Source organism: Streptomyces lacaronensis (genome assembly GCF_047337785.1).
Classification (GTDB): Bacteria; Actinomycetota; Actinomycetes; order Streptomycetales; family Streptomycetaceae; genus Streptomyces; species Streptomyces lycopersici.
On record NZ_JBLHDK010000003.1, the window covers coordinates 11,544,055 to 11,558,687 of the forward strand.

The 14,633-nt window shown below is 70.6% G+C and carries 14 protein-coding genes and 2 pseudogenes; 8 read left to right on the plus strand and 8 right to left on the minus strand.

What is annotated here, in order from left to right; translation table 11 throughout:
* The first annotated feature begins 158 nt into the window (after window positions 1-158).
* The 4 genes and pseudogenes from ACMTAK_RS49575 to ACMTAK_RS49590 form a co-directional block, all read left to right on the plus strand.
* Entirely contained in the window at window positions 159-653 is a 495-nt protein-coding gene (locus tag ACMTAK_RS49575) for a GNAT family N-acetyltransferase (RefSeq protein ID WP_413812289.1), read from the plus strand.
* Window positions 654-1,576: 923 nt separating this feature from the next.
* The gene (locus ACMTAK_RS49580) at window positions 1,577-2,242 is read left to right on the plus strand and encodes a CBS domain-containing protein (RefSeq protein ID WP_413813229.1); all 666 of its coding nucleotides are present in this window, start codon (window positions 1,577-1,579) and stop codon (window positions 2,240-2,242) included.
* A gap of 191 nt (window positions 2,243-2,433) precedes the next feature.
* Window positions 2,434-2,592, plus strand: a pseudogene (locus tag ACMTAK_RS49585) (cation transporting ATPase C-terminal domain-containing protein); the annotation flags it as partial.
* A gap of 88 nt (window positions 2,593-2,680) precedes the next feature.
* Window positions 2,681-2,815, plus strand: a pseudogene (locus tag ACMTAK_RS49590) (hypothetical protein); the annotation flags it as partial.
* Between the two features lie 72 nt (window positions 2,816-2,887).
* Here the strand turns inward: ACMTAK_RS49590 and ACMTAK_RS49595 are convergent.
* Genes ACMTAK_RS49595 through ACMTAK_RS49605 form a run of 3 tightly spaced genes read right to left on the minus strand, consistent with a single transcriptional unit; the run spans window position 2,888 to window position 5,514 of the window.
* Window positions 2,888-3,619 (minus strand): FAD:protein FMN transferase, encoded by a 732-nt coding sequence (locus ACMTAK_RS49595; RefSeq protein WP_413813230.1) that lies wholly within the window; start codon window positions 3,617-3,619, stop codon window positions 2,888-2,890.
* Window positions 3,620-3,662: 43 nt separating this feature from the next.
* Window positions 3,663-4,115 (minus strand): FMN-binding protein, encoded by a 453-nt coding sequence (locus tag ACMTAK_RS49600; RefSeq protein WP_413812290.1) that lies wholly within the window; start codon window positions 4,113-4,115, stop codon window positions 3,663-3,665.
* Between the two features lie 34 nt (window positions 4,116-4,149).
* Window positions 4,150-5,514, minus strand: a complete 1,365-nt coding sequence (locus ACMTAK_RS49605; RefSeq protein ID WP_413812291.1) for a ferredoxin reductase family protein — start codon at window positions 5,512-5,514, stop codon at window positions 4,150-4,152.
* A gap of 148 nt (window positions 5,515-5,662) precedes the next feature.
* Between ACMTAK_RS49605 and ACMTAK_RS49610 the strand changes: the two genes are divergently transcribed.
* Both ACMTAK_RS49610 and ACMTAK_RS49615 read left to right on the plus strand, forming a co-directional pair.
* Window positions 5,663-6,397 carry a response regulator transcription factor gene (locus ACMTAK_RS49610; RefSeq protein WP_413812292.1) on the plus strand — a complete coding sequence of 245 codons (735 nt, stop codon included), beginning with the start codon at window positions 5,663-5,665 and terminating at the stop codon, window positions 6,395-6,397.
* Window positions 6,394-7,887: a sensor histidine kinase gene (locus ACMTAK_RS49615; protein WP_413812293.1), complete on the plus strand. Its 1,494-nt coding sequence runs from the start codon at window positions 6,394-6,396 to the stop codon at window positions 7,885-7,887. The genes ACMTAK_RS49610 and ACMTAK_RS49615 overlap by 4 nt, the downstream gene beginning before the upstream one ends.
* Window positions 7,888-7,937: 50 nt before the next feature.
* Here ACMTAK_RS49615 and ACMTAK_RS49620 read toward each other — a convergent pair whose 3' ends face one another.
* Both ACMTAK_RS49620 and ACMTAK_RS49625 read right to left on the minus strand, forming a co-directional pair.
* Window positions 7,938-8,063, minus strand: coding sequence for a hypothetical protein (locus tag ACMTAK_RS49620; RefSeq protein ID WP_413812294.1), 126 nt, complete (start codon window positions 8,061-8,063; stop codon window positions 7,938-7,940).
* A 105-nt stretch (window positions 8,064-8,168) separates the two neighbouring features.
* Window positions 8,169-8,354: a hypothetical protein gene (locus ACMTAK_RS49625; RefSeq protein ID WP_413812295.1), complete on the minus strand. Its 186-nt coding sequence runs from the start codon at window positions 8,352-8,354 to the stop codon at window positions 8,169-8,171.
* A gap of 156 nt (window positions 8,355-8,510) precedes the next feature.
* On the opposite strand from ACMTAK_RS49625, the gene icmF reads away from it, so the two are divergent.
* Together icmF and ACMTAK_RS49635 are read left to right on the plus strand one after the other, a co-directional pair.
* A complete protein-coding gene (gene icmF / locus ACMTAK_RS49630; RefSeq protein ID WP_413812296.1) occupies window positions 8,511-11,741 on the plus strand; it encodes a fused isobutyryl-CoA mutase/GTPase IcmF in 3,231 nt (1,076 codons plus the stop codon).
* A 41-nt stretch (window positions 11,742-11,782) separates the two neighbouring features.
* Window positions 11,783-12,643, plus strand: a complete 861-nt coding sequence (locus ACMTAK_RS49635; protein ID WP_413812297.1) for a 3-hydroxybutyryl-CoA dehydrogenase — start codon at window positions 11,783-11,785, stop codon at window positions 12,641-12,643.
* A 249-nt stretch (window positions 12,644-12,892) separates the two neighbouring features.
* Here ACMTAK_RS49635 and ACMTAK_RS49640 read toward each other — a convergent pair whose 3' ends face one another.
* The 3 genes from ACMTAK_RS49640 to ACMTAK_RS49650 form a co-directional block, all read right to left on the minus strand.
* Window positions 12,893-13,738 (minus strand): prephenate dehydratase, encoded by an 846-nt coding sequence (locus ACMTAK_RS49640; RefSeq protein ID WP_413812298.1) that lies wholly within the window; start codon window positions 13,736-13,738, stop codon window positions 12,893-12,895.
* A gap of 49 nt (window positions 13,739-13,787) precedes the next feature.
* Window positions 13,788-13,934, minus strand: a complete 147-nt coding sequence (locus ACMTAK_RS49645; protein WP_413812299.1) for a hypothetical protein — start codon at window positions 13,932-13,934, stop codon at window positions 13,788-13,790.
* Between the two features lie 212 nt (window positions 13,935-14,146).
* Window positions 14,147-14,617 (minus strand): hypothetical protein, encoded by a 471-nt coding sequence (locus ACMTAK_RS49650; protein ID WP_413812300.1) that lies wholly within the window; start codon window positions 14,615-14,617, stop codon window positions 14,147-14,149.
* Window positions 14,618-14,633: the final 16 nt, after the last annotated feature.

Consider the following 14,633-nt stretch of genomic DNA (forward strand, 5'->3'; position numbering starts at 1 on the left):
GGCTACTCGCGCCGGATACTTGAGGGATAGGCATGATGCACAAGCAGATTGTGGATTTCCTTCCCGGGGATACGGCGGACCGGGGAGAATTCCGCACCGAATGCTTGGCGGGTCCGGACCGCGGCCGGGCGCGGCCCTCGTTACGTATACTTTTGGGCATGTTGAGGTTGGAACGGCTCCGGGCCGACCACGCGCCCACCCTGCTGGCCTTCGAGCGCGAGAACCGGGAGTACTTCGCCCGGTCGATCTCGGACCGGGGGGACGCCTACTTCGAGGAGTTCGCCTCCCTGCTGCGTGCGCGGCTCGACGAGCAGGACGCCGGTGTGTGTCACTTCCATGTCGTCGTGGACGACCGGGGGGAGTTGGTCGGCCGCGTCAATCTCGTGGACGTGGAGGAAGGGGACGCCGAACTCGGCTACCGCATCGGCGAGCGCGCCGCGGGCCGGGGGATGGCAACCGCCGCGGTGGAAGAGGTGTGCCGCCTGGCCGCCACGGAGTACCGGCTGTCCACCCTCACCGCGTACACCACCCTCGACAACGTGGCCTCCATGACCGTCCTCGGCCGCAATGGATTCACCGTCGTGGCGGACGCCACCGTTGGCGGACGCCCCGGCCTGCGCTATCGCCGACGGCTTGGCGTGGAGCCCGGTTGACGCCGGTGAGGCGCGCCTGCCGGGTGCCGTGTTTCCGGCAGTAGCGGTGGCCCGTCCGGGCCGCGGTGAGACGTGGCTGATACGCACACACAGCGGTGGCGCCCCGCGCATTCGGTCGATCACGGCCGTGTCGGGGCCGGAATTCCGGCACTCAGGACGGGAAGTGCGCGCACCTGGCCTCGTTGCCGGGCGATGACCGAGGTGGGCCGTGTCGAGGCCGGGCAGTACCGGCCGCGGTCGCGTACGGATGGCGCTGCCTTCGCCAAGGCGGCCGTCCCACAGTCGTGGAAGACGTTCTGCGTCCCGCCCGGGTCCGCCAGTGGCCGGCGGAACGCGCGGGCGGAGAGCTGGTCATCGAGGCGGACGACATCGCGCCACCCCGTTTCGCGTTCCTCGGTGTCCGCTCGTGCGACCTGCGGGCCATCGCCGTCCAGGACCGGATTCTCACCGCCGGGCCGCACCCCGGCCCGGTCTATCGGGGCATGAGGTCCGGGGCGTTTCTGGTGGCGGTGGAGTGCACCGAGCCCGGTGGGACCTGCCTCTGCGTCTCGATGGGCACCGGTCCCGCCGCCGGGCCCGGGTACGACCGGGTGCTGACCGAGCTGGTCGATGACGATGGGCACCGGTTCTGGATCCGCGCCGGCAGCACGGAGGGGGTCGAGATCCTTGCGGAGCTGCCCGGCGAACCGGCCCGGGAGGCCGTCTGCCGGGCCGCCGCGGGCGCCGTCGCCTCCGCTGCCGAGCGGATGGTCCGGGCGATGCCGGACACCGACATGCGGCGGCTGATGGCGGAAACGCTGGAGGCACCCCGCTCTGCCCCGGATCTGCTGAACGGCGCGGCCCTCGGGTGGCCGGAGGACACCCGCAGGCCGGACACTGGAAGGGGAAGAACCGCCGGAACGCCGCACGGAGGAGGTACTCCCGTGTCCGAGACTCCCCATATCGTGAGCGATGTGATGACCCGGACGGTGGTCGCCGTGGGGCGTGAGGCGTCGTTCAAGGAACTGGTGCAGACGCTGGACCAGTGGCGGGTGAGCGCCATGCCGGTGCTGGAGGGCGAGGGCCGTGTCATCGGCGTCGTCTCCGAGGCCGATCTGCTGCCCAAGGAGGAGTTCCGGGACAGCGATCCGGGCCGCTTCGAGCAGCTGCGGCGCCTGCCCGACCTGGCGAAGGCGGGGGCGGTGACGGCGGAGGAGCTGATGAGCTCCCCGGCGGTGACCGTCCACCCGGACGCCACGCTGGCCGAGGCGGCCAGGATCATGGCCGTAAGAGGGGTCAAACGGCTTCCCGTGGTCGATGCCGAGGGCAAGCTGCTGGGAATCGTCAGCCGGGGCGATCTGCTGAAGGTCTTCCTCCGCTCGGACCAGGAGATCGAGGAAGAGGTCCGCCGCACGGTGGTGTCGTACCTCCTCCATGGCAGCAGTGTCCATGTCCAGGTGCGGGAGGGAGTCGTCACGCTCGGCGGGCAGTTGCGCGACACCGCACTGATCCCCGTGGCCGCGCGCCTCGCCCGGGCGGTGGAGGGAGTTGTGGACGTGGAATGCCACTTCCGGGGCGTCGGACCGGAGGAGGCGGAGCACACGTCCTGAGGAGGATTCCTCCACGGACGCGGGGCCGGGGTTACGGCTCGATGTCCAGCACGTCGTGGACCGGCCGCCCGGGGGGTCTGCGTCCCCGGAGGGCCATACGCGTCTACGCCAACGTGCGCCGGTTCCTGCTCTACGCCCTCGCCGGAGGAACGGCGGAAATCCTGGTCATGCTCCTCGGCCCGTTCCTCGGCATGCCCCTGCCGCCGCTCCCCGCCCAGATCCTGTGGATCAACCTGCTCACCCACGGACTCCCCGGGGTGGCGCTCGGAGCCGAACCCGTCGAGCCGGGGGTGATGCGCCACCCACCACGCCCGCCCGAGGAGAGCGTCCTGGGCGCCGGACTCTGGCCGCGGCTCCTGGCCATGGGGGTCTTCGTCGCCGGTGTCACCCTGGTCGCCGCGATCTGGGCCCGGGAGGCCGGACGCCCCCTGGCAGTCCGTGACGTTCCTGGTCCTCGGGGCCACCCAACTCGGTGTCGCGCTGGGCTCCCGCGCCCGCCCCGGCAGCCTCGCCAACGCGTTCCTGCTGCTGGCCGTGGGGACGGCCCTGGTACTGCACGTGGCGGGCGTCTATCTCCCGCCCCTGCGCGCCCTGTTGGGCACGGAGCCATTGCCCCTTGTCGACCTCGCGGTTGGCGGCGCAGCCTCACGGCCCCGCCCCGGTGGCCCAGGGAAAGCCCGGGGTACGCCAGGTCTCGCCCGCCGTGGTGATCCCCAGCCCCTCGTGGCCGTCCAGCGCCTCGACCCAGTCACGGGCCCCGGCGCCCATGGCGAACGCGGCCGTGGCGTAGGCGTCGGTCCGGGTGAGGCCGCGGCCGGTCAGCGTGAGGGAGGCCAGGGCGGTGGCGGGCTCGCGGGTGTGCGGGTCCAGGATGTGCGCGCCACGCTCGGCCGTCCCCGAGGTGGCGACGGCCAGATCGCGACCGGTGACCACCGCGGCCAGCTCCCCGGGGCGGGTGGGGTGGGCGATGCCGATCCGCCAGGGTGTGCCGGGGGCGGCCTCGCCGCGCAGCTGAACGTCGCCGCCGCCGTTGACGCTGGTGTTGTGCGCGCCCGCCTCGTACAGCATCCGTGAGGCCTTCTCGATAGCCCAGCCCTTGACCATCCCGGAGGGGTCGAGGCGGCCGCCGGGGGTGTGGCTGAACCAGCCGCCGGTGGTGTGCGCGACCTCCTCGCACAGCGCGAACACCTCGGCCACCTCCGGCGCGTACCGCTCCGGGACCGGCTCGGCGCGGTCCAGGCGGCTGATCACGCTGCCGGGGCGGTAGGTGGAGAAGACCTCGTCCACGTGGTGCAGCCAGGCCACGGCCTCCTTCAGGGCCCGGCGGACGGGTGGGGTGACCGGATCGCGGAGGTCGAAGGAGAACACCGTGCCCATGGCGTGCTCGACGTGGCGCGTTCCGCGCACGGGGGCGGACGCCTCAGACACCGGCTCTGTCCAGTGCGCTCTGCAGGGACCTGGCGTACCCCTCGCTGGTGTAGGTGGCACCGGAGACCGCGTCGATGTGCGCGCTCTGGGCGCCCAGCGCCTCCTGCGTCAGCCGGGGCACGGCGTCGGCGGCGATCTGCTGGGAGCGGGGACGGTCGGACGGCGTCCGGAGCGCCTTGACGGCGGTGATCCTGCCGTGGGAGAGCGTGACGGACACCTGGACCGGTCCGTACGAGGTACTGATCACGCTGCCGGTGTACGTGCCGGAGGCGCCTCCGCCCGAGGGCTTGTGCCCAGTCGGCGCGGGGGACGGCGACGCTCCCGGTGTCCCGGAGGAGGGTGGCGACGCCGCCATGTCCTGGGCCGGGTTCTGGTGCGGTTTGAGCGACAGCAGCAGGATCACTCCCGCCACGGTCGAGACGGTGGCCACGGCGGCCTTGCGCACGGCGGATCTCCTTCGGACGCGGTGCGGATCGGACTCAGAACGCGAACGACTCGTGGTGGACACGGCGGCGCTCCACCCCCGCCTCGCGCAGGGCGCACAGCGCGGCCTCCGTCATGCCCGGTGGGCCGCACAGGTAGACGTCTCGTTCGGCGATGTCGGGCACCAGACCGCGCAGTGCCCCCGCGGTCAGCGGAGAGGAGTAGGCGGCCGGCTCGTCGACGACGTAATGGACGGCCGCCCCGCGCTCGGCGGCGAGCGCGTCGAGCTCGCCACGGAGGGCCAGATCCTCGGGGCGCCGGGCCCGGTAGACGAGGATCACCTCACCGGGCAGCGTCTCGAAGAGGGCCCGCAGCGGGGTGATCCCGACGCCGCCACCCAGCAGGAGGGTCTTGCGGGCGCGGCGGCGGCGTGCGGTGAAGGCCCCGTACGGGCCCTCCGCGAAGACCCGGGTGCCGGGTCGGAGACGGGCGAGGGCCGCACTGTGGCCACCGGACGCCTTGACCGTGATCCGCAGATACGCGGGGTGCGGAGCGGCCGACAGGGAGTAGGGGTTGGCGGCCCACCACATGCCCCGGGTCAGGAACCGCCACCGGAAGAACTGGCCGGCCTCCGCGCGCAGCTCCGCCAGCCCGCTGCCCGACAGATAGACCGATACGACGCCCGGAGCCTCGGGCCGGACCTCGGAGACGTACAGCCGGTGGCGCAGCGCCCGGCGCACCGGGACGGCGAACCGGTACCAGGCCAGCAGCGCCGCCACCGCGATGTAGAGGGCGTACCAGACCAGCTGGGCGGGGCGGTATCCGGTGAAGTCGGCCCCGTCGGAGAGCTGGTGCCCGAAGACCAGGAAGACCGCGAGATAGGTCGCGAAGTGCAGCAGGTGCCAGGTCTCGTAGGGGATGCGACGGCGCACGGCGCGCGCGGACACCATCGCCGTGATCAGGAACAGCGAGAAGCCGATCGTCCCCTTGAGCAGGTCCGGGTAGTGGAGGACCAGGGTGGTGGCCTCGTCCACTGCCCCGGTGTGCGATTCCAGCGAGTACCCCCAGATGATCAGCAGGACATGGGCGCAGGCCAGCGAGATCGTGTAGCGGCCGCCCAGGGCGTGCCAGCGGGCCAGCCGGTCGGTGCCGATGGCGCGGTCCAGCAGCGGTACGCGCGCCATCAGCAGCAGGAGGATCGCGCAGGCGTAACCGGCGAGCAGCCCGGTGATCCGCCCCGCGCCGGTCAGCCAGCCGGCGGCGCCGACGACCGAGGGGGTGTCGTTCCACCACAGCGCCAGGACGGCGGCGGCCCCGCCCCAGATCGTCACGTGTGCGAGCATCGGGACGGGGCTGGGCGGGCGCGGTGCCGACCGGGACGGGCGGGCCATGGCCGGGACCGGCGGCGTCGTGCTGCTCATGGGAGTCCTCTCGGTGATGTGCCCGGTCAGCGTCACCGGCGAAGCTCTGAGGACCCTCTGAACCCGGGCGGACGCCTTCGGATTCAGAGGAAACTCAGAGGAAGGGGGTGCCTGGCCACGGCGCACCGCGAGGGATGCTGGACGCATCATGGATACGCACACCACCGGCCGTTTTCTGCTGCGCCCTGACGGCGCCCGGGTCCGCGTCCTCGTCGTCGACGACGAGCCCGACCTGACCGAGGTGCTGTCGGGTGCGCTGCGCTACGAGGGCTGGGAGGTCCGTACCGCCGCCGACGGCGCCTCCGCGCTGGACGCCGCGCGGGCGTTCCGCCCGGACGCGGTGGTGCTCGACTGGATGCTGCCGGACACGGACGGGCTCGCGGTGCTGCGCGCGATGCGGGCGGAGCTGCCGGATGTGTGCGTGCTGTTCCTGACCGCGCGCGACGCGGTGGAGGACCGGATCGCAGGGCTGACGGCGGGCGGCGACGACTATGTGACCAAGCCGTTCAGCCTGGAGGAGGTGCTGGCCCGGCTGCGCGGACTGCTGCGCCGGGCCGGGATGGCGCGGGAGCCGGGCGACGACCGGCTGGTGGTGGCGGACCTGGTGATGGACGAGCAGGCGCGGGAGGTGAGCCGCGGGGGTATGGCCGTGGAGCTGTCCCGCACCGAGTTCGAGCTGCTGCGGTTCCTGATGCGCAACCCCCGGCGGGTGCTGTCCAAGGCGCAGATCCTGGATCGGGTGTGGAGCTACGACTTCGGCGGCCAGGCCCATGTGGTCGAGCTGTACATCAGTTATCTGCGCAAGAAGATCGACGCAGGGCGGGCGCCGCTGATCCACACGGTGCGCGGGGTCGGCTATGTGCTGAAGGCGGAGCTTTCATGAGGCGGCCGCTCACCAGGGGGCTGTCGTGGCGTCCGCCCCGTACGCTGCGTACCCGGCTGACCGCGGGGCTGGTGGTGCTCCTGGCGGTGGCGAGTCTGGCGGTGGGGCTGACCACGGTGTTCGCCCTGGAGGGATTTCTGGTGCGCCGGCTGGACCAGCAGCTGACGGCAGCCGGAGGCCGGTTCCCGGCCAGCCTGGAACACGATGAGCGGCACCCCGATGTCGACAACGCGCCCGACACCCGCGGTCAGTCGGACCGCACCTTCGGCGCCCGGCTGCTGCGCGGCACGACGACCGACGCGGCGGTGGTGCGCGACCAGACAGACGCCGCCGTACCGCTGACCGGCGCCGACCAGCGGGTCCTGGCGGGGCTGGCGGTGGACGGAGACGGCCACAGTGTGCGTCTGTCCGCGCTCGGCGGCTACCGCGTGGTCGCGGTCCACGGAGACGACGGGGATGTCCTGGTCACCGGGCTGCCGCTGCGTCCGGTGGAGGAGACCGTGCACCGGCTGGAGCTCGTGGAGAGCGTGGTATTCGGCAGCGCGCTGCTGGCCACCGGGGTGGCCGGGGCGCTGTGGGTACGGCTGTCGCTGCGCCCGCTGCGACGGGTGACCACGACCGCCGCCGGGGTGGCCGAGCTGCCGCTGGCCAGTGGTGAGGTGGCCATGCCGCCGCCGGTACCGGACACCGATCCGCGCACCGAGGTGGGCCAGGTGGGCACCGCGCTCAACCGCATGCTCGGCCACGTCGGGGACGCGCTGGCCCGTCGCCAGGCGAGCGAGGAGCGGCTGCGGCACTTCGCCGCCGACGCCAGCCATGAGCTGCGAACCCCGGTGGCCTCGGTCCGCGGCCACGCCGAGCTGGCGCTGCGCCATCCGGGCCCGGTGCCGGATGACGTGCGGAGCGCGCTGGAGCGGATCCAGGCCGAGTCGGAGCGGATGTCCACGCTGGTGGACGATCTGCTGCTGCTCGCCCGGCTCGACGCGGGACGGCCGCTGGCCCGCCGACCGGTCGATCTGACCCGGCTGGTGCTGGACGCGACGGGCGACGCACGGGCCGCCGGGCCGGACCACCGCTGGAGGCTGGAGCTGGCCGAGGAGCCGGTGACGGTGCTCGGTGACGAGCACCGTCTCCAGCAGGTGGTGGGCAACCTGCTCACCAACGCCCGCACCCACACCCCACCCGGCACCCGGGTCACGGTCCGGCTCGCTGTGGCGGAGGGCGACGCCGAGCTGACGGTGGCGGACGACGGGCCGGGCGTCCCGGACGCGCTCCAGAGCGAGGTGTTCGAGCGGTTCGCGCGCGCCGATCCCGGCCGTTCGCGGGCGGCCGGCGGAACGGGACTGGGGCTGGCGATCGCGCAGGCCGTGGTCGCTGCGCACGGTGGCACGATCACGCTGACCAGCGGTCCGGGCGCCACCGTCTTCCGGGCCCGGCTCCCCTGCCGTACCGCGGCGTCCGATCCGGGCCGAACGGGCCGAATGGGCTGAACGCGGCCTTCGCGGGTCACAGTCTGCGAAGGCCCTGCGAGGACCCCTTCTCAGTCGTCTACCGGGCCCATCGGGAAGACGGCCAGCTCGGCCTTGCCTCGATGGAAGCCCTCGTCGGAGAGCGGTTCCAGGGCGGCGGCGAGCCAGCGGTTGGGAGATGCGGCGGAAGGGCTCACGCTCGTCGCCATGCAGGTCGAAGCCGCCCTCGGCCGCACGGTTCCGGCTGATTCGGTACGCGCCGTCGCGTGAGCGCAGATGCCCGAGCTGGAACGGAGCCTCGGTCATTCATAGTCGAGGAGCCGACTGGTGCTCACGGCGCGCCCGAGCGGGCCCGTGCGGGCGTCGCCGTCGCCCAGGTAGCCGGACACGGCCTCCCACGGAAAGTGCAGGAAGGTGTTGGGCTCCTCCCTCTGGACGTGGTGGTGCGGACCCACCTCGGACCCACCGGCACCGGCCTGTCGGCCCATCGGTCGGTGCCGGAACGCCCCGCGCGGTGCCCTGAAGGGGCGGGATCACTCGCACCGCTTCTGTGCTCCTCTTCACACTCTCCTCGCTTCCAGTAATTTATTAGGACGTCCTAGTATCTCTTCAGTCGGCGCCTCTGACCTGTCTGGAAGGCCCTCATGAGTGATCTGCACCGTCCCGTGCATCCCGTCCGCCTGGTTACCGCTTCGGCGCTGTTCGACGGGCACGACGCGTCGATCAACATCATGCGACGGATCTTCCAGTCCCAGGGCGCGGAGGTGATCCACCTCGGTCACAACCGGTCGGTGCGGGAGGTCGTGGACGCGGCCCTGGAGGAGGACGCCCACGGTGTCGCGGTCTCGTCCTACCAGGGCGGCCATGTCGAATACTTCGAGTACCTCGTGGAGTCGCTGCGCTCGCAGGGCGCGGAACACGTCCGTGTCGTGGGCGGTGGGGGCGGTGTGATCGTGCCCGAGGAGATCGACCGGCTGCGCCGCAGCGGAGTGACCATCTTCTCTCCCGAGGACGGGCAGCGGATGGGCCTGGCCGGGATGGTCAACTCGGTGGTGAAGGACTGCGACTTCGGGCTGTGGGACCGTCAACCGGCCGATGTGGCCGCCGTGCTGGCAGGCGACCGGTTCGCGATCGCCCGCGCCATCACCGGCGCCGAACTCGGTCGGCTGCCGCAGGACTTCCTGGAGCAGTTGCGCGCCGCGGCCGGGGCGCGGACCACCCCGGTGCTCGGCATCACCGGCACCGGCGGTTCGGGCAAGTCGTCGCTCACCGACGAGCTGGTGCGCCGTTTCCGTGTCGATCAGCAGGACAAACTGCGGATCGCGGTGATCGCCGTCGACCCGACCCGTCGCCGTGGGGGAGGGGCGCTGCTCGGCGACCGCATCCGCATGAACTCCCTCGACGGCAACCGGGTGTTCTTCCGGAGTCTGGCCACCCGCGGCAGCCGTGAGCTGCCCGAGCACCTGTCCGACGTGATCGATGTGGCGAAGGCCGCCGGGTTCGACCTGGTGATCGTGGAGACGCCGGGTATCGGCCAGGGCGACGCGGCGATCGTGCCGTTCGTCGACACCTCGATGTACGTGATGACGCCCGAGTTCGGCGCCGCCTCGCAGCTGGAGAAGATCGACATGCTCGACTTCGCCGACGTCGTGGCGATCAACAAGTTCGAGCGGCGCGGCGCCAAGGACGCCCTGCGCGACGTGGGCCGTCAACTGGTCCGCAACCGCGAGGCGTTCGCCATGCGGCCCGAGGACATGCCGGTGTACGGCTCCTCGGCGGCCACGTTCAACGACGACGGCGTCACCGCGCTCCACCAGTATCTGAAGACCGCGCTGGCCGAGAAGGGCCTGCCGCTGTCCGAGGGCACCCTGGCGCCGGTCGACGTGCGTCACTCCTCCGGTATCCGGCGGGTGGTTCCCGCGGAGAGGGCGCGCTACCTCGCCGAGATCAGCGAGACGGTCCGCGGGTACCACGCCGAGACCGGTCAGCTGGTCGAAGCGGCAAGGCGGGTGCAGCGTCTGGAGGCGGTCACGGCCGAGCTCGTCGAGGCGGGGTCCGACGCCGGGAACGTGCGGTCGCTGCTCGAGGACGCCCGCAGGCAGCTCCCGTACGACATCACGGAGCAGATCGCGAACTGGCCCGCCGTCATCGCCTCCTACTCCGGCGATGAGCAGGTCGTGAAGATCCGGGACAAGGAGATCCGCACCAAGCTGACCCGCGAGTCGCTGTCCGGCAACAAGATCCCCCGGGTCGCCCTGCCCCGCTTCACCGACCACGGCGAACTGGTGCGGTTCTGGCGCGGAGAGAACCTGCCCGGCCACTTCCCCTTCACCGCAGGGGTGTTCCCCTTCAAGCGCGACAACGAGGACCCGGCGCGGATGTTCGCCGGCGAGGGCGGCCCGTTCCGCACCAATCGCCGCTTCAAGCTGCTCTCCGAGGGCCAGCCGGCCACTCGCCTGTCCACCGCCTTCGACTCCGTCACCCTCTACGGCCGCGACCCCGATGAACGCCCCGACAACTACGGCAAGGTCGGCACATCCGGCGTCTCGGTGGCCACGCTGGAGGACATGAAGGCGCTCTACGACGGCTTTGACCTCGTCGCGCCCACCACCTCGGTCTCCATGACGATCAACGGACCCGCGCCGACCATCCTGGCCTTCTTCCTCAACACCGCCGTCGACCAGCAGATCGACCGGTTCCGGGAGACCGAGGGCCGCGAACCGTCGCCCGAGGAGACGGCCGAACTCCGTGCACACGCCCTGGGAAGCGTGCGCGGCACGGTGCAGGCCGACATCCTCAAGGAGGACCAGGGCCAGAACACCTGCCTGTTCTCCACCGAGTTCAGCCTGCGGATGATGGCCGACATCCAGGAGTGGTTCATCGCCCACAAGGTCCGCAACTTCTACTCGGTGTCCATCTCCGGCTATCACATCGCCGAAGCCGGCGCGAACCCCATCAGCCAGCTCGCCTTCACCCTGGCCAACGGCTTCACCTACGTCGAGGCATACCTCGCCCGGGGGATGCACATCGACGACTTCTCCCCGAACCTGTCGTTCTTCTTCTCCAATGGCATGGACCCCGAGTACTCCGTCCTCGGCCGGGTCGCCCGCCGCATCTGGGCCGTGGCGATGAAGGAGAAGTACGGCGCGAACGAGCGCAGCCAGAAGCTGAAGTACCACGTCCAGACCTCCGGCCGCTCGCTGCACGCCCAGGAGATGGACTTCAACGACATCCGCACCACCCTGCAGGCGCTCATCGCGATCTACGACAACTGCAACAGCCTGCACACCAACGCCTACGACGAGGCGGTCACCACCCCCACCGAGGACTCGGTCCGCCGGGCCCTGGCCATCCAGCTGATCATCAACCGGGAGTGGGGTCTGGCGATGAACGAGAACCCCCTGCAGGGGTCGTTCATCATCGACGAGCTCACCGACCTGGTGGAGGAGGCCGTACTCGCCGAGTTCGAGCGGATCAGCGAGCGCGGCGGCGTGCTCGGAGCCATGGAGACCGGCTACCAGCGCGGCCGTATCCAGGACGAGTCGATGCTGTACGAGCAGCGCAAGCACGACGGCACCCTGCCGGTCATCGGCGTCAACACCTTCCGCAACCCGCATGCGGACACCGCCGAGCCCGACGCCATCGAGCTGGCGCGCGCCACCGAGGAGGAGAAGAAGTCCCAGCTCGCGCGCGTACGGGATTTCCAGGCCCGCCACCAGGAGACGGCCCATGCCGCGCTGGCCGCCCTCAAGGACGCGGCTGTGAGTGACCGCAATGTCTTCGCCGTCCTCATGGACGCCGCCCGGGTCTGCTCGCTGCAGCAGATCACCGACGCCTTCTTCGAGGTCGGCGGCCAGTACCGCCGCAACGTCTGACCAGCCCAGCAACACCACCTACGCACCGGATAGGATCTCAGATGGATGCCGTTACCCGTCTCGGCGTCGTCGGCTGCGGCCTCATGGGCTCCGGCATCGCCGAAGTCGCCGCCCGCCACGGCCTCGATGTCCGTGTCGCCGAAGCCACCCCGGACGCCGTCGAGGCGGGCCGCCGCCGTCTGACCGCCTCCCTCGACGAGGGCGTACGGCGTGGCAAGCTCAGCGAGGAGCAGCGAGACCAGGCACTGGCCCGGCTTTCCTTCAGCCACGACCTCAGTGACCTGGCCGACCGCCAGTTCGTCATCGAGGCCGTCGCCGAGAACCGCGACATCAAGACCGACGTCCTGCGCGCCCTGGACAAGGTCGTGGAAGACCCGGCGGCGATCCTGGCCACCAACACCTCCTCGATTCCCATCGTCGACCTCGCCGTCACCACAGAACGGCCCACCCAGCTCATCGGCATGCACTTCTTCAACCCGGTGCCCGTGCAGCAGCTGGTCGAGGTCATCCCCGCCCTCACTACCAGCCAGGAGACCGTGCAGCGCACCCGCGACGTCGTCCAGCGGCTCGGCAAGCAGGCCATCCAGGCCGCCGACCGCTCCGGCTTCGTCGTCAACGCCCTCCTTGTGCCCTACCTGCTGAGCGCGGTGCGCATGGTGGAATCGGGCTCGGCACGGCCGGACGACATCGACCGGGGCATGGAACTCGGCTGCGCCCACCCCATGGGGCCGCTCCGCCTCCTCGACCTCATCGGCCTCGACACCGCCCAGGCGGTAGCCGAGTCGATGTACGAGGAGTTCAAGGAACCCCTGTACGCACCGCCCGCCCTGCTGCGCCGCATGGTCGCGGCAGGGCACCTCGGCCGTAAGAGCGGTCGTGGCTTCTACATCTACGACGCCTGAGGCGCCGGGGGCCAGCTCGACGGTTCCGTGTTCGAGCAGATTGTCCGGCCGTCCGGGCGGCTCGGGGGGGAACCGCTCGAGATGGCGGTCGTCCAGTGGGCAGACGTTGTTCCGACCGGCCGCGTCCGCCTCGAAGGTGCGGAGCATGCTCACACCGTCGAAAGGCTCCGGAGGAAGCCGAGGAAACCGCTCGATCCCACATCCGCGCGACGACCGATCGCCTGGAGAGTCTTCGGTGAACGCTCCGTGTCAGCGGCTCCGCTCGCGCAGCCGGTGCGGATGAGCCGGATACACGCCGAGGACTCGCACTTCCGAAGAGAAGAAGTGCAATTCCTGAAGGGCGAGGTCCACACGCGGATCGTCGGGATGTCCCTCGACCTCGGCGTAGAAGCCGCTGGCGTTCAGGCCGGCGCCCATCTGGTAGCTCTCGATCTTGGTGAGGTTCACGCCACTGCTCGCGAACCCACCGAGGGCTTTGTACAAGGCGCTGGGGACGTTGCGCACGCAGAAGAACAGACTCGTCATGGTCGGTTCCTCCGTGTTCGGTGGCACGGTGGTGTTTCGGGAGAGGACGACGAATCGGGTGGTGTTGTCGGGATCGTCCTCGACCTTCGACTTCATGACCTCCAGGCCGTGGAGAGGTGCCGCCGCGGGTGGGGCGAGCGCTGCGTGCCCGGCGTCGCCCAGCTCGGCCACTTCACGGGCCGCGCCCGCCGTGTCGTCACTGACGACAGTGCGCCAACCGCCCTCGCGCAGAACTTTTCGGCACTGCCCCAGGGCATGGATGTGGCTGCGTACGTACACCACCTCGTCGAGGGGCGTGCCAGGAATGCCCATGAGGTCGAAGCGGATGGGCAGGAAGTACTCAGCGACGATGAAGAGGCCTGACTCGGGGAGTAGGTGATGCACGTCGGCGACACGGCCCGCTGCCGAGTTGTCGATGGGAATCACCGCCATGTCAGCGGTGCCGAGCGTCACGCTGTCCAGGGCCTGCTCAAACGTGGTGCACGCCAATTCCCCGGCTCCCGGAAACAGAGTGAGGGTCACGGTCGCAGAGTTGGATCCCGGCTCGCCCTGGTATGCGACGGTTGTCACGTTGCCACTTTCTGCCGTGGAGATCTGTTAGTGCACCTCAGGCCACATCCTAAGCCACGGCATCGACCAGCTGGGACGGTGGACGGCAGGCACCGAGGATGTCGGCCGCGAGTACGGTCCGGGTGAGCAGGCCGAGGCGCCACGGCAGGGTGTGGTAGTCGCCGCTCGCGGCCGGATGCTTGCCCTGGTAAGGCACTGGAGTTTGCAGCCCCGTTCGGGAACTGGGCCAGGGACACCGCCATCGCGACGGCGGCCAACAGCTCGAGCGCCCACGCTCGGGGGTCGGCCACGTGGCCCATGTCGGCCACGTCGGTTCGGAAGGTGTGCCTGGGTGGTATGGGTGCTGTCTGCGGTGCCCGGTTCGCGTGGCACGCACAAGCCACGTTTTCGCCGACGGCGCGCGCGATATCAGTGGATCAACGCGCGCTTTCTGGCGCGGAGTTCGGACACATAGCCCGCGCCGATGGCGAGCAACACACCGGACAGCGCGAGGAACAGGGTCATCCAGTTCATCCATGCGTAACGGGGATCGCTGGAGTAGGCCGTGCCGTCGTCGAGGACGCAGTCGAAACGCAGCGGCAGGTAGGAGGACCGGTGATGGGAGAGGTGCCGAACCGTGTCCGGGTCGAAGCCCTCGCGGCATGCCGGAGCCGGCACTGAGTCGGCGCCGTTGTTGAACTCCTGCTCGGACGTGAGAACGGCGAAGAGCCCCAGGGTGTAGACGGACGCGGCGGCAGCGGCAGCCAGCCATGCGCCACGCTGCATCAGATGCACCGGCCACGGCTGGGGCCGCCCCGGAAGTGCCATCGCGATGACGCCGACCAGGGCGATCAGCGCGCCGAAGGCACATAACGCGGAGATGCCGAGACCCACGATCATGACCTTTGCCCTCCAC